Source organism: Janthinobacterium sp. SUN137 (assembly GCF_030587265.1).
Lineage (GTDB): Bacteria > Pseudomonadota > Gammaproteobacteria > Burkholderiales > Burkholderiaceae_D > Janthinobacterium > Janthinobacterium kumbetense.
In genome coordinates this window covers 590,556-613,063 of record NZ_JAPWHZ010000003.1, presented here as the reverse complement: position 1 = coordinate 613,063, position 22,508 = coordinate 590,556, and the positions used below count along the sequence as shown (strand labels likewise).

The following is a 22,508-nucleotide window of genomic DNA, read 5'->3' as shown; positions in this document are numbered from 1 at the left end:
TCTCACTCTGATGGTAGTTTCAATTTTGAAACTTTCAATTTCATTTTAATCATTTTTCATGACTCTATTCTGTCAAGCTTTGCGCAAGCGAATAATCACGGATTGTCACGGAATGGGACTTTTAGGATGAATCCGCTACCCAGTTGCAGTGTTTCTGCGATTTTCATCGAAAAAACCCTATCGCTATCGAATTGCTAGTTGTTGCTTTTTTGCATGGTGATTATCAAATTTGATTGGTAATAAAATACGATAGAAATAATTATTTGTAATTTTTATATCGGATTGATGCTATCGAATGAATAGTCTTTATTCGGGGAGGGAATTTTTTAATAATCACTATCAGAAAGGTAGTTATTATTTTCAGATGTTTTGCCAGCGCAGAAATAGAAAACGCCCCGACGGGCGGGGCGTTTTTGAGGGGGAAGAGATAGTGCGCTGTCAGCCTTCCTCGCGCCAGCTGCGCAGGCGGATGGCGGCGTAAATCAGCGCCGCGCCTGCGGCCGCACCGAGCCAGACGGCCGGCAAGGCCAGGCTGGACCAGGAATTGCTGAACACATCGATGCGTGTCATGTGCGATCCCCCCTCTGCCAGGGCGTGCATGCGCGGCAGCAGTTCCGGTTCGAACAGATACCAGCTGCCGGGGAGGGTACCCAGCAGGGCGCGTCCGATGACATTCATCTGTATCCAGCTGACATCGCTTTCCGTCTGCGTCAGCTTGCCGGCCCAGACTGTCAGGATGAGCAGCAGCAACGGCACGCCGACGGCCCACAGGAAGACTTTCGACTTGGCCCAGCTCGATACCATCAGCAGCCAGCCGACAGTCGGCAAGGCCCACAGGCAATACACGGGCAGCAAGCCAAACACGCGCAGCGGTCCCAGGTACAGGCCGGAAGAGCCCAGCAGTTCGGCAAACACGTGGATGCCGTTGGCCGCCAGCACGCCGCTGAGGATCAGGATCAGGGCCAGCGACGTCAGGCTGGCGGCGGCGGCCACGATCAGCGGCGCGACCAGCAGGGCGATGGCCGCTTTCGACAGCACCGTCTGCGCATCCGAGATGGGCAGCGATTTCCAGAACAGCACGCTGCGGTCGCGGCGGTCGTCATGCAGGGCGCTGAGGCAATAGAAAAACACGAGGAAGCCCAGCGCCAGGAACAGCGGCGCGGCCGTGTACGTATAGTTGTTGGCGACGGCGTCGATGATTTCCGTGCGGCGCGGGCCAAAGGTGCGCGTATTGAAGACGGTGCTCCAGGAAATTTCCTCGCCATTGACGATGAGCGCCGTGTGCATTTTGGTCTTTGCGACGGTCGCGGCCGCCATCAGGGCGCCCAGCACCGTCATGACGACGCCGATCAGGGCAGGCGTCCACACCAGCATGCCCTTGTGTTCCCACAACTCGCGCCGGAGCAGCCATTGCATCTTGTTTGCAGGGGAAATACTCATTGGTACGATCCTTTCATGGTCGCGACAAACAGGTCAGCCAGGCTGGGCGTGCGTACTTCGCCGAGGGCAGCCAGCTGGGTGCGGGCGACGCCATCGAACAGCATCACGGACTTGCCGAACACGCTGCGTTCGCTGATCGGCTGCAGGGCGCGCGCCGGATTGACGTGCTGCGGGCCCACCATCACCTCGATATAGCGCTCGCCCACCTCTTCCATGCTGGACGCCAGCACGATCTTGCCGTCGCGAATGAACATCAGGTCGCTGAGGATGTGTTCCACTTCCTCGATCTGGTGCGTGGTGATGACGATGGTCTTGTTTTCATCGAAGTAGTCTTCCAGCAAGTTCTGGTAGAACTGCTTGCGGTACAAGATATCCAGGCCCAGGGTCGGCTCGTCGAGCACCAGCAGCCGGGCGTCGATGGCCATCACCAGCGCCAGGTGCAGCTGCACCACCATGCCCTTCGACATGGCCTTGACCTTCATCTTCGGCGACAGCTTGGTGTGGGCCAGGTAGCGTTCGGCCTTGCTGCGGTCGAAACGTGGATGCACGCCGGCAACGAAATCGATGGCGTCGGCCACGCGCAGCCAGCCCGGCAGGATGGCCACGTCGGCGATGAAGCACACGTCGTCCATCAGCGCGTCGCGCTGCACGCGGGGATCGCGCCCCAGCACGGACAAGTCGCCATCGAAGCCCGTCAGGCCCAGGATGGCTTTCAGGGTGGTGGTCTTGCCGGAACCGTTAGGCCCGATCAAGCCGACGATGCGCCCCGGCGCGATATCGAAGCTGATGTTGTCGATGGCCACCTGCTTGCCATACTGCTTGCGCAGGCCGCGCGCGCTGATGACGCTGTCCTTGTTCAATGCATTCATGCGTTCTCTCCGTGTGCGCCGCCGTCGCGGCTCGCTTGCAGCAGTTGATCGAGATCAAGGCCCAGGCGGGTGATGTGTTCCAGCAAGGCTGGCCATTCTTCGCGCAGGAAGCGTTCGCGTTCGCTGGCCAGCAATTTGTCGCGGGCGCCTTCCAAGACATACATACCGAGTCCTCTGCGTTTTTCCACCAGGGCATCGTCGACCAGTTCCTGATAGGCGCGCGAGACCGTGATGGGATTCAATTGATAATCGGCCGCCACCTGGCGCACCGAAGGCAAGGCGTCGCCGGACTGCAGCACGCCATCGAGCATCATGCCCACCACCCTGGCCTTGAGCTGGCGGTAGATGGGGCTATTGTCGTTCCATTCCGTGCTCATGGGATGCGCTCCGACAAGGGCGGGGCGGCGCGGCGCGTAAAAAGTGCTGTAGGCATCGAAGCTCCGTGATGTATTGGGTTGGTGTTGTAGTGAACTATAACAGTGGAAATATAAATGTCAACATTTTCATGTTTCTCTATCCATGGAGAAACTATAATGTTGCGTGTTTGAGAATCTTACTTGATAACTTTTGGCGTGCATCGTCGCCACAACCATGAAAGCAGAAATGATAAATTGCTTTGGAGAAGTACAAAACCTGTTCAGGCGTGCCGGTTGCGGCGCCGCCCTGTTGGCGGTGCTGAGCGCCTGCGGCGGCGGTTCCGGCGGCGGCACGGCCACGCCGTCCACCACGCCTGCCGTTGAAACGACGCGTTACCTGCTCGGTGGCACGGTCAGCGGCTTGCTGCCTGGCGCTAGCGTCGTGCTGGCGAACGGCACTGATAAAGTGACCGTCACGGCCAACGGTCCCTTCAGTTTTGCCGGCAAGCTGGCGGCGGGCACGGCGTATCTAGGCAAGGTCGACAGCGCTTCCGCCGGCCTGGGCTGCAGCATCGCGCAAGGCGCGGCAACGATGGGCAGCGCCGACGTCAGCACCCTGGCCGTGCGTTGCCTGCCCATCGTGCTGGCGGGCGTGCAGGAGCGGATCCAGCGTGTCGATGGCATGGTGCAGGATGGCGCGGGCAATTATTACTTCGCCGATTCGTCCACGCAGGTGATCCACAAGCTCACCCCTGACGGCAGCCTCAGTATTTACGCCGGCGTGCCGGGCAAGGCTGGTGCCGTTGACGGGCCTGGGATCAGCGCGACTTTCTACATGGGCGGCGGGCGTGCACCGCTGGCGATCGACGACAAGTCGAATTTGTACGTGGGCGACAGCTGCAATGGACTGGTGCGCAAAATTACGCCAGAAAGGGTGGTCACTACTTTGGCCGGCAAGCGCCGCGCCAATTGCAGCGCGATACCGCCCGAGCCGAATGGCACGCCGGTGTATGCCGATGGGCCGGGAGCGCAAGCGGGGTTCGGATGGATCTCCAGCATGGCCGTGGAGCGTAATGGCGATCTGCTGCTCGTCGATGATGGGCAGTTCCAGCTTCGCCGGGTGACGCCAGATGGCGTGGTCAGCTCCGTGCATGTCATGTTTTTCGAACCGAACAGCCAGCTGCGGGCAGGGCAGGTTGGTCAGATTGCGGTCGATGCCAGCGGTCTCATTTATTTGAGCAACTATGGCGGCAGCAAGATATATCGCCTTGATAATGGCCAGGCTTCCCTGATGGCTGGCAATGCGAGAACGACTGGCTACGATGGCAAGGGCGTCAATGCCAGCTTCAGGGGCGTACGCAGTATGGTGTTCGAGCGCAACGGCAATTTGTTGCTGGTCGACCGCGACGCCATTCGCCGCATGGCGCCCGATGGCGAGGTGACGACGGTCGTGGGGCGCCTGGTGCCTGATGCTGCGGGGAAACCTGTCGACTGGAAAAACCTCGCGCTGATATTGCGCGAGAATTCAGGCGCCATGCTGGTCTTCGATTTTGCCTTGCAACGGCTGAACCGGGTGGATGCCGGCAACAGGATTACGACCGTGCCGGTCATTCTGAGCGAAGCCGGGCCGGCGGACGGCGTGGGCGCGGCAGCCCGCGTGGGTGCGGTCAGGGCATCGGGCATGTGCAGCGACCCTGCAGGGAATGTCTATCTGCTCGATGCGGCCAACAAGGTATTGCGCCGGCTCGCGCCGAATGGCAAGCTGGAAGTCCATGCGGGGATTGCCGGCCGCGCGGGCAGCGATGACGGACCACGGCTCAGCTCGACCATGCTCAGCCCCGTGGCGATCGCTTGCGGTGCGGATGGCGCCGTGTATGTGGCGGACAGGGCACCGAATGTATCTTCATTTAATTTGCGCAAGATCAACGCTGACGGGGTCATGTCCACCATCGAGCAATTGCCGACTGGAATGACAGGCATTCAGCAGTATATCCTGGCGATTGACAAGGATGGCTATATCACATGGACGGAGTCCTTCGGCGAGGGCATTTACCGGCGCCCGCCCGGTGGCGTATTTTCCTTGTTTGTATCTTTTGAGACGCTCGCGCGCTCCTTCAGCGACAGCGATTTCGGCTTGCAAGATATTCTGCCCTACAGCATGGTGTTTGACAGCAAGGGGGAGATGTATTTTGATGACTATTATCATCAGGTGGTATTCAAGGTGAATCGTTCCGGCGCCGTGAGCGTGTTTGCCGGCACCCTGTACTCGACTAAAAATATCGACGGTGCACCTGGCGTGGGCAGCCTGTCCTTTGCCGGCATACCCAGCCTGGCCATCGACAAGGCCGACAACCTGTACCTGAGCGGCCAGGATGGCGTGCGCAAGATCGATACGGCCGGGGTCATTTCCACACCGCAACTGGCATGGGGCAATCCCATCGTGGACATCGTGGCTTTTGGCAACGGTACCCTGTATGGCTATACCGCCCGCGCCATCGTCCAGACGCCCTTGCCTTAGGTGGGGTGGTGCGCAGGCGCGGCTGGCAATTCCATCAGCCGCGCCTGCAAATCCAGCGCATTGAACAGGGCGGCTCCGGCCGCCGTGTTGTCGAAGATGCACCAGCTATCCGCCTGTGTTTGTGCGTGCAATTCAGCGGCCAGCGCCGTCAGGCAATCGGCCGGGTAGTCGGAATAGTATATTTTCGGGCTGCCGTGCAGGCGCAGGTAGGTCACTTCCGTCGTCGGCACGTGCGGCCCCGGCTGGCCGGAGGGCGGATCGGCGCGCACGCGCGTGATGCGCTGCACGGTCAACAGTTCGGTGGCTTCCGCCGCGAACCAGCCTGGGTGGCGCGCCTCGCAAGCGAGCATGCCGCCGAAGCGCTGGCGCAGCGCCTGAAAAAACTGCACGGCCACGTCCGCCTCGAAACGCAGGCTGGGCGGCAGCTGCACCAGCACGCAGCCCAATTTATTTCCCAGTTGCATGACTTCTCCCGCAAAGCGATCCAGTTCGGCCGCACAGTTGCGCAAGCGCCGTTCGTGCGTGATGCTGCGCGGCAATTTCACGCTGAAACGGAAGTGCTCGGGTGTGCTGGCGGCCCAACGCGCGTAAGTGGCGCTCTGGTGCGAGCGGTAGAAAGAGCTGTTGATTTCCGCGCAGGGCAAGACCTGGGCATAGCGCTGCAGGTGGCTGCCATCGAGGGGGAAGTGGCTGGCGGCGGCGCTGGACAGGCTCCAGCCGGCCGTGCCGACGTAATGAGTATGCATGCTGCCATTACAGCAAGGTCGGGCGGGTTCGGCTATCGGAAAAACGCCCGTGACGTGGTCGGCGCCAGCCTAGTCGATGATGTCGCCGTTCAAGTCATGGCGCGTGATGTTGCCGCGCGCATCGATGGCGATCCAGCCGCCGCGTGGCTGTTGTGGCGGCGTCACGTCGCATTCCCAGTCGGGCAAGACATAGCGCAAGGTTTCGTCAACTTTATGCAGGGCGGGGCGGTGCGTATGGCCGTGGATCATGACGGTGCTCGCATGTTCGGCAAATACTTGTGCTACGGCATCGGGCGTGACATCCATGATGTCCATGGATTTTTCGCCATTGTGCTCGCGACTGCTTTTGCGCAAGCCGTCGATGATCGCCTTGCGCTGCGCCAGCGGCATGGATAAAAACTGTTTTTGCCAGGCAGGCTGGCGCACCATGGCGCGAAACTCCATGTATTGGACGTCTTTCGTGCATTCTGCGTCGCCATGCAGCAAGACGATGCGCCGGCCGGCAAGCGTGGCCACGTGCGGTTCGCTGAGCAGGGTGGCGCCGGCGGCGGCGGCAAAGCCGGAGCCGACGAGAAAGTCGCGGTTGCCGGCGATCCAGTAGACGTGCACGCCCGCATCGCTGACGGCGCGGATGGCGGCCGTCATGCGCGCATTGAACGGGTCTTCCAGGTCATCGTCGCCGGCCCAGTATTCGAACAGGTCGCCTAATAGATACAGCGCTTGCGCATATTGCGCATGGTGTTCCAGGAAAGAAAGAAACGCCGCGCTGGTGCGCGGGTGCGAGCTCTGCAGATGCAGGTCGGAAATAAAGAGTGCGGCAGGCATTGTCATCGTTCAACGCTCCCAAAAAGTGATGTACATGGAGAGGCGCAAACGCTGCAATGCCTGTTAGTCATGGTGCAGTGGCCGAATTAAACTGCTTCGACTTTTTCGATGATGACATCGGTGACTGGTACATCGGCGAACATGCCGGCGCGCGAGGTTTTCACGGCGCGGATGGCGTCGACGACTTCCTTGCCTTCGGTGACTTTACCGAACACGGCGTAGCCCCAGCCGTCCTGGCCTGGGTAGTCGAGGAAGCTGTTGTTCTTGATGTTGATGAAGAACTGGGCCGATGCCGAGTGCGGGTCCGACGTGCGGGCCATGGCCAGGGTGTAGGTATCGTTTTTCAGGCCGTTCTTGGCTTCGTTTTCCACGGTGGTGTCGGCTGGCTTTTGTTTCATGCCTGGCTCGAAACCGCCGCCCTGGATCATGAAGCCGTCGATGACGCGGTGGAAAATCGTGTTGTCGTAGTGGCCGGCTTGCATGTAGGCCAGGAAGTTGGCAACCGTTTTCGGTGCTTTCTCGGCGTCCAGTTCAGCGGTGATCTTGCCCAGATTGGTGGTGATGATGACGGAGGTCATGATGATCCTTAATAAATTGGATGAATAATTGATTCAGCGGCGCCAGGCAGGCGGGCGCCGCAAAAACGCTATTTTACAGTTTTGCGGGCGCTGTCTTGAGTAAAGTCGCCGATTCGATCACCACGGGGGTGACGGGCACGTTCTGGTGCGGGCCCTTGTCCGCCACGGGTACGGCCTTGATCTTGTCGACCACGTCCATGCCGCTGACGACTTTGCCGAACACCGTGTAGCCGAAACCGTCGCGGCCAGGGTAGTCGAGCGGGCCGTTGTCGTTGACGTTGATAAAGAATTGCGCGGTAGCCGAATGCGGGTCGCCCGTGCGCGCCATGGCGATGCTGTAGGTTACGTTCTGCAAGCCGTTCTGCGCTTCGTTCTTGATCGGCGCTTTCGTCGGTTTCTGCTTCATGTTCTTGTCGAAGCCGCCGCCCTGTATCATGAAGCCATCGATGACGCGGTGAAATACGGTGCCCTTGTAGTAACCGCTGTTGACGTACTGCAGGAAATTGGCCACGCTTTTCGGTGCTTTTTCCTGGTCCAGTTCCAGCACGATCTCGCCCATGCTTGTTTTCAGGGCCACGTGCGGCGTTGGGTCGACGGCGGTCGCCGGAGCGGCTGCCACGACGGCACTGCCCAGGGTCAGGCCGGCAAACAGGGTGCAAAAGCGGGCCAGGAAAGACAGGCGTTTCGATTTGATTTCTTGCATGAAGGCGTCCTTGATCGTTATTTTTCTTTAAACTTGCTTTAATTGTAAAGAAGTGAAAATTCGGTTGAACATCGTAAAAACCTGATTCATATCGGGCCAGTATGGTTTTTATCAATGTTATACTTGACCGCTAACGCCCTAATTCTAACAAACAAGAACAACAATATAGCGGGTCGTACAGTCTTCGGCGCACACGGCAGTTCTGTGGCGCGGCACCCCCGGTGTCCGCGCCTGTCTGTCGTTTTGCCAGGCTGGCGACCGCTCCACTTGCAAAGCACGATGAGCAATCTAAAGATTTACAACACCCTGGCTCGCGAGAAGCAGGTATTCGTCCCGATGGAAGCGGGCAAGGTTCGCATGTACGTGTGCGGCATGACCATCTACGATTATTGCCATATCGGCCATGCGCGCATGATGATGGCGTTCGACGTCATTTACCGCTGGCTGAAGGCGTCCGGCTTCGATGTCACCTATGTGCGCAACATTACGGACATCGACGACAAGATCATCCGCCGCGCCGTGGAAAACGGCGAGACGATTTCCCAGCTGACGACGCGTTTCACCCGCTACATGGATGAAGACACGGCCGCGCTGGGCATCCTGACGCCCGACCACACGCCGCGCGCCACCGAATACGTGCCGCAGATGCTGCGCCTGATCGAACAGCTGGAAGCCAAGGATTTGGCTTACCAGGGCGCGGATGGCGATGTGAACTATGCCGTGCGCAATTTCCCCCATTACGGCAAGCTGTCGGGCAAGTCGCTCGACGACCTGCGCGCGGGCGAGCGTGTCGACGTCAACACGGGCAAGCGCGATCCGCTCGACTTCGTGCTGTGGAAGTCGTCGAAAGAGTCGGAGCCGGAAGAAGTCAAATGGGATTCGAAGTGGGGCAAGGGCCGCCCGGGCTGGCATATCGAGTGCTCGGCCATGTCGTGCGCCTTGCTAGGTGAACAATTCGACATCCACGGCGGCGGCGCGGACTTGCAATTCCCGCACCACGAAAACGAGATCGCCCAATCCGAAGGCGCGTTCGGCCATACCAGCGTCAATTACTGGATACATAACGGTTTCGTGCGCCTGGACAATGAAAAAATGTCCAAGTCGCTGGGCAACTTCTTCACCATCCGCGAAGTGCTGCAAAAATTCGATGCCGAAGTGATCCGCTTCTTCATCCTGCGCGCGCACTACCGCAGCCCCCTGAATTACTCGGACGTGCACCTCGACGACGCGCGCCTGTCCTTGACCCGGTTGTACACGGCGTTGGCCGACGTGGCGGTGGAAGAGGGCGCCATCGACTGGAGCGAAGCCCATGCCGTGCGCGTGCGCGAAGCCATGGACGACGATTTCAACACGCCGCTGGCCGTGGCCGCCCTGTTCGACCTGGCAACGGAAGTCAACAAGAGCAAGTCGCCGGCCCTGGCCCGTCAATTGAAGGGCCTGGCGGGCGTGTTCGGCTTGCTTGAGCGCACGCCGCAACAATTCCTGCAAGCAACCGTCGGCGCCGCTGACGGCGGCCAGGATGAGGCGGCCGGCATCGAAGCGGCCATCGCGGCGCGCAGTGCTGCGAAAAAGGCGCGCGACTTTGCCCAGTCCGACAAGATCCGCGCCGAATTATTGGCTGCGGGCATCATTCTTGAAGACAAGCCTGACGGCTCGACCAACTGGCGCCGCGCATGATGCCAACGTCCAGGGAAAACGGGGAAGCCCCGGTGGCGGCGCAGGTGATCCAGGTGCCGCATTACTGGGAAGAGGCGAAGATCGAGCTGATGAAGCGCGACCGCATCATGAAAAAGCTCATCCCGCAATTTGGCGACCTGCACCTGGTCGGCCATAGCGACCCGTTTACTACCCTGGCCCGTTCGCTGGTGGGGCAGCAGATCACGCCCAAGGCGGCGGATGCTGCCTGGAAAAAGCTGCTGCTGGCTTGCCCGAAATGCACGCCTTCGCAAGTATTGAAGGCAGGCGCCGAGCAGTTGTCCGCCTGCGGTTTGTCCAAACGCAAGACCGAATACATCCTCGACCTGGCCGACCATTTCAAGGCCAAGCGCGTGCACGCGAGCCAGTGGGACCAGATGGATGACGAAGCCGTCATCGCCGAACTGGTGCAAATCCGCGGCATCGGCCGCTGGACAGCCGAGATGTTTCTGATATTTAATCTGCTCCGGCCAAATGTCTTGCCGCTCGACGACCCCGGTTTGATCCAGGGCATCAGCGTCAATTATTTCTCCGGCGAACCAGTTTCCCGCAGCGATGCGCGCGAAGTTTCCGCCAATTGGGAACCGTGGCGCACCGTGGCGACGTGGTATTTGTGGCGCAGTCTCGACCCTGCAGCCGCCCCTGCCGCATCCGATACAGCCCCCGGCGCACCAGCCGGTACGGTAAAATAAACATAGATGACGCCGCGCGCCCTGGCGCCGTGGCCGGTAAAACCTGGAGGTACAATGACTAAAACGACTTTCCTCAATTTTGAACAGCCGATCGCGGAACTCGATTCCAAGATCGAAGAGTTGCGCTTCGTGCAAGACGATTCGGCCGTCGACATCTCGGAAGAGATCGACCGCCTGGCCAAGAAGAGCCAGCAACTGACCAAGGATATCTACGCCAAGCTGACCCCTTGGCAAGTGGCGCAGATCGCGCGCCACCCGCAGCGCCCCTACACCATGGATTACGTGAATGAAATCTTTACCGATTTCCACGAATTGCATGGCGACCGCAGCTACGCGGACGATTTGTCCGTCGTCGGCGGCCTGGCCCGCTTCAACGGCCAGCCGTGCATGGTCATCGGCCATCAAAAGGGCCGCGACACGAAAGAGCGCGCCATGCGCAATTTCGGCATGCCGAAGCCGGAAGGCTACCGCAAGGCCATGCGCCTGATGAAAGTGGCTGAAAAGTTCAACTTGCCGATCTTTACCTTCGTCGACACGCCAGGCGCCTTCCCCGGCATCGACGCGGAAGAGCGCGGCCAGTCGGAAGCCATCGGCCACAACTTGTACGTGATGGCGGAACTCAAGGTGCCGCTGATCGCCACCATCATCGGTGAAGGCGGTTCCGGCGGCGCGCTGGCCATCGCCGTGGGCGATGCCGTGCTGATGCTGCAATACTCGACCTATGCCGTGATCTCGCCGGAAGGCTGCGCCTCGATCCTGTGGAAGAGTGCCGAGCGCGCCTCCGACGCGGCCGAAGCGCTGGGCCTGACGGCGCACCGCCTGAAAGCCATGGGCTTGATCGACAAGATCATCAACGAACCGCTGGGCGGCGCCCACCGCGATCCGAAACAGATGGCGACCTTGCTGAAACGCGCACTGGCCGACACCCTGCGCCAGTTCCACGGCATGAAAACCAAGGACTTGCTGGCCGCGCGCCATGAAAAACTGCTGAGCTACGGCAAGTTCAAGGAAACCACGCCGAGCGAGTAAACCATCGCCGGCGTAGGCCGGCAGCAAGAACACCAGGGACAGGCAGCCAAGCGACATCACTCGTTTGGCCACCTGTCCCTCTTTGCATTCCAGGAGTCTTATGAAAAAGCAACAAAACGCCACCGTCGCCGACATCTTCGCCAGCGCGCTGGCAACTTGCGGACCGCAAGCCGGCGAAGCGGTCGGCATCGCCCTCAGCGGCGGCCTCGATTCCTCGGCCCTGTTGCACCTGGCGCATGCCTGGGCGCAAGAGCACGGCGTGGCCCTGCACGCGTTCCACGTGCACCACGGCCTGAGCCCGAACGCGGATGCGTGGCTGGCGCACTGCGGGCAGTTGTGCGTCGGCATGGGCATCGCCTTCGAGGCACGCAAGGTCACGCTGGAAAAGAATGCGAAAACGGGCACGGAAGAGGCGGCCCGCAAGCGCCGTTACGCGGCCCTGGGCGAGCTGTGCGCCGCGCATGGCGTGCGCCTGCTGCTGACGGCGCACCACCAGGATGACCAGGCTGAAACGGTGTTGCTGCAGTTGCTGCGCGGCTCCGGCACGGCGGGCTTGTCCGGCATGGATGGCGCCAACAGCGCGCCCGAGCTGCTGGGCAATCCTGACCTGGTGATGGCGCGTCCGCTGCTGCCCGTGTCGCGCAGGCAACTGGAAGCGTACGTGGCGAAACACGCGATCGCGCACATCCACGACGAGTCGAACGACGATCCCCGCTTCGCCCGCAATGCCTTGCGGCACCAGGTGATGCCCGTGCTGGCACAGGCGTTTCCCGGTTTCCAGGAGCGCTTCGCCCGTAGCGCCCAGCACGCGCAATCGGCGCAGCGCCTGCTGACGGAACTGGCGACGCAGGACCTGGCCGCCTGTCTCGACGGCGACTGCATCGAGCTGGCGAAATTGCGCGCGCTGAGCGCGGACCGCTGCTACAACCTGCTGCGCCACTGGTTCGGCACGCGCGGCTTGCGCATGCCGTCGACGGCGTGGCTGGTGGAAATGCTGGCGCAGCTGCTGGAGGCGCGGCCCGATGCGCAATTGCTGGTCACGCATCCCGAATGCCACGTGCGGCGCCACCGCGACCGTCTGTACCTGACGCCGAAGCTCGATGACCTGGCCGGCATGCGCGAGCGTGACGATGCGGGCATTCCCGGCCTGGAAAAAGCCAGCCAGGAGTTTGCATGGAAAGGCGAAGCCAGCCTGGCCTTTCCCGCGTATGGCGGCGTGCTGCATTTCGATGCGGTGGAAGAGGGCGGGCAGGGTATCGATATTGCCTGGTTGCAATCTCAAACCTTGACCATCGATTTCCGCCAGGGCGGCGAGCGCTTGAAGCTGGCCTTGAACCGTCCCACCAAGAGCTTGAAATACCATTACCAGGCGTTTGACGTGCCCGCCTGGGAGCGCGAACGCCTGCCCCTTGTCTGTGCGGCGCAACAATTGCTGTTCGCGGCTGGTATTGGCCTCGATTGCCATTGCCTGAGCTTGCTGGATCGTCCCCGCGTGGCTTTGCGCTGGGTCTCCTGCTGAGCGTAAGGGCAGCCGCCACGGCCACTCCCGGGGTGGCTGCCAAGCGGCTGCCCATGCGCTCTCGACTGCATGGATTGGTTATTTCCATATACGCAATCGGTATGAGCTAATGCGCTTTTTAGCTTGTTATTTTGCATTGCGGCATGTAGAGTAAAGCCCTCCTTTTTTATTCTTCTTGAGCGGAAACTTCACTCTTATGGCTTTAATCGTCCACAAATATGGCGGTACGTCGATGGGCTCGACTGACCGTATCAAGAATGTCGCCAAGCGCGTTGCCAAGTGGCACGACGCTGGGCATCAAATCGTGGTGGTGCCATCCGCCATGTCGGGCGAGACCAACCGCCTGATTGGACTGGCCAAGGAAATCATGGATCAACCCGATCCCCGTGAACTTGACATGATCGCCTCGACAGGCGAACAAGTGTCCGTCGGCCTATTGTCGATGGCATTGCTGGCGATCGGCAAACAAGCCGTATCCTATGCTGGCTGGCAAGTCGCGATCAAGACCGATTCCGCCTTTACCAAGGCACGCATCCAGTCGATCGATGACGAAAAAGTCAAACGCGACCTCGATGCAGGCAAGATTGTCATCATTACCGGTTTCCAGGGCGTCGACGAACACGACAACATCGCGACCCTGGGCCGCGGCGGTTCGGACACCTCGGCCGTGGCGATCGCCGCCGCCATGAAGGCGGCCGAATGCCTGATCTTCACGGACGTCGACGGCGTCTACACGACCGACCCGCGCGTGGTCTCCGAGGCGCGCCGCCTGAAGACCATCACCTTTGAAGAAATGCTGGAACTGGCTTCACTGGGTTCCAAAGTGCTGCAGACGCGCTCGGTGGAATTTGCCGGCAACTACCGCGTTCCCACGCGCGTGCTGTCGTCGCTGACCGACCCGATGTTGCCGCTGGAAATAGAAGCCAATTCAGGCACCCTGATTTCGTTTGAGGAAGATACAAACATGGAACAAGCAGTCATCTCCGGCATCGCCTTCAACCGCGATGAAGCCAAAATCACCGTGCTCGGCGTGCCCGACCGTCCAGGCGTGGCGTACCACATCCTGGGACCGGTGGCGGACGCGAACATCGAAGTCGACATGATCATACAGAATCAGTCGGTAGACGGTAAAACGGACTTCACCTTCACCGTCTCGCGCGGCGAATACGCGCGCGCGCTGGCCGTGCTGGAAGCGAACCGCGAATCGCTGGGCGCGGCCAGCATCACGGGCGACGCGAAAGTGTCGAAACTGTCCGTCGTCGGCGTGGGCATGCGCAGCCATGTCGGCGTCGCGTCGCAAATGTTCCGTACCTTGTCGGAAGAGGGCATCAACATCATGATGATCTCCACTTCCGAGATCAAGATCTCCGTGCTGATCGATGAAAAGTACATGGAACTGGCCGTGCGCGCGCTGCATAAAGCGTTCGAGCTGGAAAAAGCTTAAATATCCAAAAATATTGCCCCACGCCCTTGACCAAAGGGGGGGCAATCGATATTATGACGTTCGTCGCTGCAGCGCAGTTAGCTACAGAGACATAGTTGAGTAATCAGCTAGGAGACGTGGCCGAGTGGCCGAAGGCACATCCCTGCTAAGGATGCATACGGCTTATACCTGTATCGTGGGTTCGAATCCCACCGTCTCCGCCAGAATCAAATAAAAAAGCCTCCCCTGCGGGAGGCTTTTTTATTTGTCTGGACGGAACGGTGGGATTCGAAGGGCGGGGCCGTGCCGGCCCAGCCCTCTCCGAATCGCCCAACCACCGCGCTCCGCGCGGGCCGTTGGCCGCGCAGCGGCCAACGCCGTCCCCCCATCTCAGGCTGCAGCAGCCAGCGCCCCCACCGGCGCCATTCCCTCAGCAATAAATACAACAAGTGACTTAGTGTGAGTATTGACTCTTTGTCATTATGGATAATGGCAATGTTATTAATAAAAATACGCATGCCCCGCCATGCTTCCATTGTCCAGTCCAATCGAGGAGTTGTCATGTCCCACCGCCTTCCCCGCAGGTACGTGTCGCTGTGCCTGGCCGCCATGCCGTTCGCTTGCAGTGCCGCCTTCGCCGCGGAAAGCACGGTCAATCTGAATGTCGACCTGAGCCTGCAGTCCGTGCCCAAACTCGAGCTGCGCCTGCTGCAGGAGCCGCCGAAGCTGAAGGCGCGCGCCAGGCCCGCCAACCGCGCGGCGAGCAAGCGCGACGAGTACGAGAAAGCGTACGACCTGTACATCCGCTACGCCAACGGCAGCATCTATAACCCGACCACGGCCAAGCATGACAAGGTGCGCCTGCGCTCCTACCAGCAGACGGACGGCCTGGCGCTCGATGGACGCGACGAGAATGCGGCCACCTTCATGGCGCCCACCGTGGTGATGGCGCCGGGGCAAACCGTGCGCTTCAAGCTGCATAACCAGTTGCCGGCGCTGCCGGACGAGCAGTGCGCGACGAGCGATATCAATGCAGCGCGTCCCATTGGCTGCTTCAACGATACCAATCTGCACTCGCATGGTCTGTGGGTCTCGCCCTCGGGCAATAGCGACAACGTGTTGATATCGATCAAGCCTGGCGTGGATTTCGAGTACGAATACAATATTCCCATCGACCATCCGGCCGGCACGTTCTGGTATCACCCGCACCAGCATGGCGCGACGGCGATGCAGGTCGCCAGCGGCATGGCCGGCGCGCTGGTGGTCGAAGGCGACCGTTATCCGAGCGCCACGGCGAATGGCGACCTCGATGTGATACTGAAGCCATTCCAGCCCGACGATGGCAGCGGCAGCGCTGGCGAGGTGATGCTGCTGCAGCAAATTCCCTATGACTGCCCCAGCAACAGCCTGACGCCGACGACGCCGTGCGCCACGGACGGGGTAGGCGTGCTGGAGGATTTCGGTCAGGTCAACGATCCGAATGCCTGGCTGAAGTCGGGCCGCTATACCTCCGTCAACGGCAAGGTGCAGCCGGTGCTGAAGATGAAGACGCAGCGCCTGTACCGCTGGCGCATGATCGACACGGGTTTCCAGGCAACCGTGGTGCTGCGCATCCGCCGCGCGAACGATCCGCAAAAGCTGTTCAAGGCGCTCAGCGTGGCCAACCAGGACAAGGACGTGATGGAGCTATGCGATGGCGAGGACGTCACGCAGTTCGAGGTGGCCAGCGACGGCTTGACGCACGACAGGATCATCCCCAAGACCTTGAACTACCTGCAGCCGGGCTACCGCAGCGATATCCTGTTCTCGCTGCCGAAAGCCGGCGCCTATTGCGTATATGCGGAAACCAACGTCAACAACATGACGACGATGCATGACGTCAACAACACGCGCCTGATCGGCGTGATCGCCGCCAGGACCAACGCCAAGGCATCCGCACGCGTCAGGTCGGGCGAGTCGCCGCGCGATTTCCTGCTGGCCGAGTTGCGCAATGCCGTCCAGAGCCTGCCCGGCGCCCAGTTGCCCGATAGCGTCAAGAGCACGATCCTTGGCGACCTGGAGAATGGTCTCAAGCTCGGCAAGTTCGTCCCGCATGCGGGCTTCAGCGCGGCGGCAAAGGACGCGATGCGCGGCAAGAAGAAGGAGTATGTGACCTTCAATATCGCCAAGTTGGGCGGCAAGGCCCGCTTCATGGTGGAAGGCAAGCCGGAAGACTCGCCGATACCCGAGCTGAAGTATGTCTATGACCCGCACCGCGTCGACCACACGCTGGTGCTGGGCACCGAGCAGATCTGGGAGCTCGCTTCGAAGAATGGCAGCCACCCCTTCCATATCCACGTCAACCCCTTCCAGATCATCGGCATTACCCGTACCGACGGCGGCGCGGTCGATGCGCAATACAAGGACCTGATCGGCACGTGGAAAGACACCTTGCTGGTGATCGAAAAGCACAAGATCGAGATCGCCACGCGTTACCAGCGCTACATCGGCGAATACGTGCTGCATTGCCACATCCTCGAACATGAAGACCAGGGCATGATGCAAAACGTCAAGGTGGTACTGCCGGATGGCAAGGGCGGCGGCGACGCGGGCGGACACGGACACTGACCGTTCCTGGCGGCAGCGCGTCCGGCGCGCTTCCGCCTTTCCCAACCTGCCTCTGGAGCAACTGCCCATGTTACGCATGAAAACTTCCCTCCTTCCCCTCCTGGCCGGCTTGCTGTGCGCGGGTGTCTGCACCGCGGTACAGGCGCAGGCTGGCGTATCTTGCCGCCCAGAATTGCAGGCCCAGGCGGAGCCGGGTGGCGCGCGCGTCGTGCGCTACCGCAAGAATATCGATGAACTGACCCCGGCCGAGCTTGACGCCTTCAAGCATGCGGTGAGCGAGATGAAACGCAAGAGCCAGGAAAACGTGTATGACCGGCGCGGCTTCCTGTGGCAAGCCTGGGTGCATAACTGCACCTCCGTCGACGTCTTCTATGACCGCCAGGCGGCCTTGCCCGGCGACAGGCTGAAGCAGTTGCTGGGCGATCCGACGCGCAACAGTTGCGACATTGCTTATTTCATCGACAAGGTGGCGACCGAGGACAATGCCCACGAGGAATTCCCGGGCGAGTGCGAGCACCAGAAGAACACCTTCCTGCAATGGCACCGGGCGCAGCTGTACTTTTACGAGCAAGCCCTGCAGGCGGCCGACCCGAACGGCGAACGGGGCCCCAGCACGCGCAACGTCGCGCTGCCGTACTGGAACTTCACCCGCAAGCCTTCCGGCGTGCGCTATCCGAAAGCCTTCGAGGATGTCGATTCGCCGCTGTACGATGCCACACGCAAGAGGGAGGGGCTCGACAGCTCGCTGGCCACGGCTTCCCCCAACTTGCTGGCCTACCAGATCTACTACATGGATTGGGCCGATTTTGGCGGCGACGAATACGGCAGCCTGGGCGGCGGCAATCTGGAGACGAAGATCCACAATCACATGCACGCCACCTACATGGGCGGCAATATGGGCGACAACGTCACGGCCGGCCTCGATCCGCTGTTCTATGCATTCCATAATTTCCTCGATTACAGTTTCGAGAAGTGGCTGGACGAGCATGGTGACGCCGGCATACGCGGCAGCGGGCGCACGGCGTTCATGCGCAGCGAACAGGACGCCAGCTTGCCACGGCCCATCGGCTGGAGCGCCGGCAGCGGCGATGCCCAGCGCAGCGATTCGGGCGACTATACGGCCAACATGGGCCAGGCGGTGCTGTACTTCGACACCCTCCGGCAAGGCTATGGCTTCCAGCCGCGCTATGGCGGCGAATTTGCCCGCAAGAAGGATATCCAGGCCTTGATCGACCGGCACCAGCAGGCGGGGTTTGTATTCGGCGATAACCAGAAAAGCCTGTTCGCCGCCCTGCTCAGCGACGATGCGGCCGATGGGGCGGTCGCCAGGCCCGACCTCACCGTGACCAGCGCCTACACGATCCCGGCGCGGCGGGTGGCCAGCGACAAGCGGGCGAACATGGTGCTGGACCGCGCGCATGCGGACGAGGACTACAGTTTTCAGGCCGATATCTACCTGTATCCCGCCAAGGTGACTGCGCGCATCGGCGACAAGGCGTTCCGCGACCGCTACCTGGTCACCAGCACCAGCCACTGGGCCTTGTCCGGCGCCCACCAGCATGATAAATATGTCATCGAAACGGATATCACCGGCATCGTCGACAGCCTGGTTCCCAAGAAGCGCAGGCAGGCCTGGCGCATCACGGCGGCCATCACCACGAATGACAAGGGTCGCGGCCTGATACGGCAAGGCGATTTTTCCACGCCCGTGATCCAGGTCGTCGACCGCCGCAAACCTGCCGAACCCACGTATGAGGAGAGCAAGCCATGAGCGAACGGACCAGCTTCAAGCGCGACGTGCAGGGCCTGTTTTCCCGCTACGTGGCCGACATGAACAAGATCAAGCTGTCGAACCCCGAGTCGACGGGCGTGCAGCGGCTGTACCTGAATGACTATGCGAGCGTGAAGGCGTTTGCCTGGCAAATCCAGGTGGCCATCCACGGTTACGACTATGACAGCCGCAACGCAAAATGGCGGGTGGATGCCGGGCACCGCCTGCGCGCACCGGGAGGGCGGGAAGGCGAGTATGTCATGTCCGCGCCGCACCCGATGCCGCCCGACGGGCCGATGCCGCAGGAAGGCATCGATATCTTCGACCAGTGGGTGAGGGACGGCATGCAGCCGTGACTCTCAGGCCAACCGGCACAGACACCCTTGATGATCAGGAGTTCAGCATGGCATACACAGGTTTGAGAATTCACCCGGCCATCGGCATCGCCCGCGTCGGCAACAGCGAAGAATACTATCTGGGCCCGGAAAGCCTGGCCGGCATGCCGCTCGATGGCCAGGATGGCACGGGAGGCTTGCCGATCCGGCCCGGCACGGAAGACACGACCATCGCCAGCACCGAGTTGCGCGACGCCGGCGGAAAGCTCAAGCGGCAGGCGGCCCGCTTCCGGATTTACCAATATGCGTTCGACGCGGCGGACGGCGTGGAAAGCTACCCGCTGGGCCGGCGGGGCGCGGCGGCCGAAGTGGCCATCGGCAGCATGGTCGATGGCAAGATCGTCAAGGATATCGTCTGGACCGTGCACCTGGCCAACAAGAAAACCAATAGCTGGGAGGGCGGGGACGGCGTGGCGCCGTTTGAAAACCAGCGCGCGCCAGCCCTGCGCAATCCGGCCTTCGGCACGCCAGGCTCGCCGCACTTCGGCACGCCGGCCGACCCGCTGCGCCTGAAGCTGCTGGTCATCGATCCCGGACCGCGCAGCGTGCAGGCTTCGCGCCAGGGCGTGCAGCAGTTCGACACATCGACGCCGCCGTCGTGCGCGGATGCGGCCAGCGGCGCCGTGCGCAGCCTGCCCGACTACCCCGTGTCGTTCCCGCGCGGCGGGCAGCCTGGCGCGCCGGCGCAGGGCCCTGGCGCCATCATCGTCTCGCTGGGCGCCATCACGACGGAAAAGAATGGACGATTGCTGGTGCTGGGCGGCTATGGCAAGGCCTGCGGCTTCGACGCGCAAGGCAATTATTCGGCCGCCGCCGTCCTGCACGACAATGTCAACAACGACAACTGGTTCGATGACGTGGCCGATGGTCCCGTCACGGCCATGCTGCTCTTTGCCGACGGCACGGCGCGCAGCGTCGAGGGCAGTGCCTGGGTGATATCGAGCGACCCGTCGTACGCGCCGCAAACGGCGAACGTCGTATCGCTGTGGGACGACCTGTATTGCACCTGGCTGGAAAAGATGGCGCTGCGGCCCGCCGTCCATGCGGACGGCCGCTACCAGGCGGGCTACCGGAGCAATTTCAGCACCGATGTCCAGCCCATCCTGCGCGCGGCCTCGCTGCAGCGCTGGACGACCAGCTTGCCGGCCAGGGCGATCAAGGAGCACGACTTGCTGGGCAAGATGAAGGCGGAAGGCCTGACCTACCCGATCATGAATTTCATCCGCCATCCCGACCAGACAGGCGCGCCGTCGCTGAAGCCGCAAATGCCGCTGTCGCTGGGCGATGCGGGCAGCAGCCTGCTGACCCTGACCCGGGCCCAGTATTTTTTCATGGACCAGTGGGCACATGGCCAGTATGTGGCCGACAGCGGCGATTTCCTGCTGGGCGCGGGCGAAGCGCTCGACCGTACAGTCCTGTTCAACTGCCTGGGCGGCCGCTACAGCCCCGGCATCGAGATGGGTTTTATCGTGCGCGACCCCGGCCTGTACCGGCAGGCGTGGCGGCGCCATGATGCTGGCGGCCCGTTCCGCCTCAATGCCCAGCATCTCGATTACGCGGCCGCCGTCAGGGACCAGCCATTCCTCGGCGCCGGCTACATGCCGCTGCGCGGCGGCGAGGTGCAGCCCGGCGATGTGTCGAAGTTCATGGCCTTGCCGTGGCATACCGATTACAACTCGTGCGCCACGCATTTGCCCGACCCGAATCCCGGCGGCACGGTGCTCAATAACCAGCCGGCGATCGATGCGGCCACGGCGCTCAATGGCAATGGCTACAATACCTTGCTGTATTCCTCCTGGCCGGCGCAGCGGCCCGTGGCCGTGTACACGTACGAGGACGTCGTCGCCAATGGCGGCGAATTGGCGACGCCGCGCTATTCCGTGCGCGGCAAGGGCACGCGGGCCGATGGGGTGCCGTCGACCACCCCGGAAAATGCGGAAATCGACCGGCCCGCCATGCATGTGGGCCGCTACCAGGACCGCGCGCAGTTCCTGCTGAACTGGCACCGCATCGGCGTGGTCGTGCAAAGCACGGCGATTGCGCGCAAGGCGGGCGAAAAGGCCATCTGCAAGGATTACTACCTGGAAGTCGAAAGCCTGTTCGACAGCGATGAAAGCAACCTGGTCGAGTATTGGCGCAACACGGCCATCGACAAGGTGTACCGGCCGAAGCCGCAGCCGAAACCGAAGCCCTGATGGCGGCCGCAGACAGTCCCGGCGCGGCAGGGCCATCGCGGCAGCGCTACCGGGTCGCCATCATCGGCGGCGGCCCGGCGGGCTGCGCCTGCGCGCTGGCGCTGGCGCAGCATGGCGTGCACGACGTGCTCGTGATCGAGGCGGGCGACTACGCTCAATTTCGCATCGGCGAAAGCATTCCGCCCGAAGCCAACCGTCTGTTCCACACGCTGGGCATTGTGCAGGATTTTTTCGCCGAGGCGCACGCGCCTTGCCATGGCAGCTGTTCCTGGTGGGGCAGCGACAAGCGCGGCTACAACGACGCGCTGCTGCATCCACTGGGCCATGGCTGGCACCTGGAGCGCTCCCGTTTCAATGGCTTCCTGGCGCGCCAGGCGCGCTTGCGCGGGGCGGAAGTGCTGCTGCGCGCCAGCCTGGCCGCGTCGGCCCCGGCGCAAGGCGGCGGTTTTACCCTGGAATTGATGCTGGGCGATCTCGCGCACCCGCAACCGGCCAGCATCCATGCCGATGTGGTGGTCGACGCCAGCGGCACGCGCGCCGTCTTCGCGCGCCAGCGCGGCAGCCGCAAGGTGGAAACGCTGCCGCTGGTCTGTCTGGCCATGCGCTTCGCCGCCCCCGACGGCCCTCGTTCCGGCCTGACGCACCTGGAAGCGGTCGAACATGGCTGGTGGTATGGCGCCCATCTGCCCGACGCCACCATGCTGCTGGCGTTCTACAGCGACGCGGCCACCGTCAAGGCGCGGCGCTTGCAGCATGTCGCGCACTGGCTGGAAGGGCTGGCGGCCGCGCCCAATACGGCAGCGCTGGCCCGCGGCGCGGTGCCGCTGGCAGGCGGCGTGCAGAGTTTTCCCGCGCCGTCCTACTGCCTCGAGCAACTGCATGGCGACGGCTGGCTGGCCATCGGCGACGCCGCCTCGGCCTACGATCCCGTCACCTCGCAAGGCATCGTCAAGGCGCTCGCCAACGGCATGGCGGCCGCTGGCGCCATCGCCGGTCACGCCACCCTGGACGCGGTGGCGCACACGGTGGCGCAGCGCTACGCCGATTACCTGGCGCAGCGCCAGCAGTACTACGGTTGGGAGCAGCGCTGGCCCGCCGCGCCGTTCTGGCGCCAGCTGCATGCGGGTGCGCAGGCGCGCTAGCGGTC

18 protein-coding genes and 1 tRNA gene are annotated in these 22,508 nt (G+C 61.8%); 12 read left to right on the top strand and 7 right to left on the bottom strand.

Annotated elements, in window-relative coordinates; genetic code table 11:
• Positions 1 to 438: 438 nt before the first annotated feature.
• Genes O3298_RS17705 through O3298_RS17695 form a run of 3 tightly spaced genes read right to left on the bottom strand, consistent with a single transcriptional unit; the run spans position 439 to position 2,686 of the window.
• Entirely contained in the window at positions 439 to 1,440 is a 1,002-nt protein-coding gene (locus tag O3298_RS17705; protein WP_305060135.1) for a hypothetical protein, read from the bottom strand.
• On the bottom strand, positions 1,437 to 2,309 hold the full coding sequence (locus tag O3298_RS17700; RefSeq protein WP_305060134.1) for an ABC transporter ATP-binding protein: 873 nt from the start codon (positions 2,307 to 2,309) through the stop codon (positions 1,437 to 1,439). The genes O3298_RS17705 and O3298_RS17700 overlap by 4 nt, the downstream gene beginning before the upstream one ends.
• Positions 2,306 to 2,686, bottom strand: a complete 381-nt coding sequence (locus tag O3298_RS17695) for a GntR family transcriptional regulator (protein ID WP_289915998.1) — start codon at positions 2,684 to 2,686, stop codon at positions 2,306 to 2,308. The genes O3298_RS17700 and O3298_RS17695 overlap by 4 nt, the downstream gene beginning before the upstream one ends.
• A 226-nt stretch (positions 2,687 to 2,912) precedes the next feature.
• On the opposite strand from O3298_RS17695, the gene O3298_RS17690 reads away from it, so the two are divergent.
• Complete coding sequence (locus O3298_RS17690; protein WP_305060133.1) at positions 2,913 to 5,183, top strand: hypothetical protein; 2,271 nt, start codon at positions 2,913 to 2,915, stop codon at positions 5,181 to 5,183.
• Here the strand turns inward: O3298_RS17690 and O3298_RS17685 are convergent.
• The 4 genes from O3298_RS17685 to O3298_RS17670 all read right to left on the bottom strand — a co-directional run bounded on the left by O3298_RS17685 (position 5,180) and on the right by O3298_RS17670 (position 8,035).
• A complete protein-coding gene (locus O3298_RS17685; protein WP_305060132.1) occupies positions 5,180 to 5,929 on the bottom strand; it encodes a DUF72 domain-containing protein in 750 nt (249 codons plus the stop codon). The two genes, O3298_RS17690 and O3298_RS17685, sit on opposite strands and share 4 nt — an antisense overlap.
• A 69-nt stretch (positions 5,930 to 5,998) precedes the next feature.
• Positions 5,999 to 6,754, bottom strand: coding sequence for a UDP-2,3-diacylglucosamine diphosphatase (locus O3298_RS17680; protein WP_077402238.1), 756 nt, complete (start codon positions 6,752 to 6,754; stop codon positions 5,999 to 6,001).
• An 86-nt stretch (positions 6,755 to 6,840) separates the two neighbouring features.
• Positions 6,841 to 7,332, bottom strand: coding sequence for a peptidylprolyl isomerase (locus O3298_RS17675; RefSeq protein ID WP_289915993.1), 492 nt, complete (start codon positions 7,330 to 7,332; stop codon positions 6,841 to 6,843).
• Between the two features lie 73 nt (positions 7,333 to 7,405).
• Positions 7,406 to 8,035 carry a peptidylprolyl isomerase gene (locus O3298_RS17670; RefSeq protein ID WP_099664682.1) on the bottom strand — a complete coding sequence of 210 codons (630 nt, stop codon included), beginning with the start codon at positions 8,033 to 8,035 and terminating at the stop codon, positions 7,406 to 7,408.
• Between the two features lie 279 nt (positions 8,036 to 8,314).
• Between O3298_RS17670 and cysS the strand changes: the two genes are divergently transcribed.
• From cysS to O3298_RS17615, 11 genes are all read left to right on the top strand, one after another.
• Positions 8,315 to 9,712 (top strand): cysteine--tRNA ligase, encoded by a 1,398-nt coding sequence (cysS, locus tag O3298_RS17665; RefSeq protein ID WP_077402243.1) that lies wholly within the window; start codon positions 8,315 to 8,317, stop codon positions 9,710 to 9,712.
• The gene (locus O3298_RS17660) at positions 9,709 to 10,422 is read left to right on the top strand and encodes a DNA-3-methyladenine glycosylase (RefSeq protein ID WP_369811602.1); all 714 of its coding nucleotides are present in this window, start codon (positions 9,709 to 9,711) and stop codon (positions 10,420 to 10,422) included. The genes cysS and O3298_RS17660 overlap by 4 nt, the downstream gene beginning before the upstream one ends.
• Positions 10,423 to 10,476: 54 nt before the next feature.
• Positions 10,477 to 11,451, top strand: coding sequence for an acetyl-CoA carboxylase carboxyltransferase subunit alpha (locus O3298_RS17655; protein WP_034756951.1), 975 nt, complete (start codon positions 10,477 to 10,479; stop codon positions 11,449 to 11,451).
• A gap of 100 nt (positions 11,452 to 11,551) precedes the next feature.
• On the top strand, positions 11,552 to 12,970 hold the full coding sequence (tilS, locus tag O3298_RS17650; RefSeq protein ID WP_305060131.1) for a tRNA lysidine(34) synthetase TilS: 1,419 nt from the start codon (positions 11,552 to 11,554) through the stop codon (positions 12,968 to 12,970).
• A gap of 196 nt (positions 12,971 to 13,166) precedes the next feature.
• Positions 13,167 to 14,414, top strand: a complete 1,248-nt coding sequence (locus tag O3298_RS17645; RefSeq protein WP_034784049.1) for an aspartate kinase — start codon at positions 13,167 to 13,169, stop codon at positions 14,412 to 14,414.
• A 110-nt stretch (positions 14,415 to 14,524) separates the two neighbouring features.
• Positions 14,525 to 14,617 (top strand) — tRNA-Ser (locus O3298_RS17640).
• 337 nt (positions 14,618 to 14,954) lie between these two features.
• Positions 14,955 to 17,000, top strand: a complete 2,046-nt coding sequence (locus O3298_RS17635; RefSeq protein WP_305060130.1) for a multicopper oxidase family protein — start codon at positions 14,955 to 14,957, stop codon at positions 16,998 to 17,000.
• Positions 17,001 to 17,076: 76 nt separating this feature from the next.
• On the top strand, positions 17,077 to 18,771 hold the full coding sequence (locus O3298_RS17630) for a tyrosinase family protein (protein ID WP_305060129.1): 1,695 nt from the start codon (positions 17,077 to 17,079) through the stop codon (positions 18,769 to 18,771).
• Positions 18,768 to 19,127 carry a hypothetical protein gene (locus O3298_RS17625; protein ID WP_289906656.1) on the top strand — a complete coding sequence of 120 codons (360 nt, stop codon included), beginning with the start codon at positions 18,768 to 18,770 and terminating at the stop codon, positions 19,125 to 19,127. Before O3298_RS17630 ends, O3298_RS17625 begins: the two co-directional genes overlap by 4 nt.
• A 47-nt stretch (positions 19,128 to 19,174) precedes the next feature.
• On the top strand, positions 19,175 to 21,361 hold the full coding sequence (locus O3298_RS17620; protein ID WP_305060128.1) for a LodA/GoxA family CTQ-dependent oxidase: 2,187 nt from the start codon (positions 19,175 to 19,177) through the stop codon (positions 21,359 to 21,361).
• The gene (locus O3298_RS17615; protein ID WP_305060127.1) at positions 21,361 to 22,503 is read left to right on the top strand and encodes an FAD-dependent oxidoreductase; all 1,143 of its coding nucleotides are present in this window, start codon (positions 21,361 to 21,363) and stop codon (positions 22,501 to 22,503) included. The genes O3298_RS17620 and O3298_RS17615 overlap by 1 nt, the downstream gene beginning before the upstream one ends.
• The last annotated feature ends 5 nt before the right edge of the window (positions 22,504 to 22,508 follow it).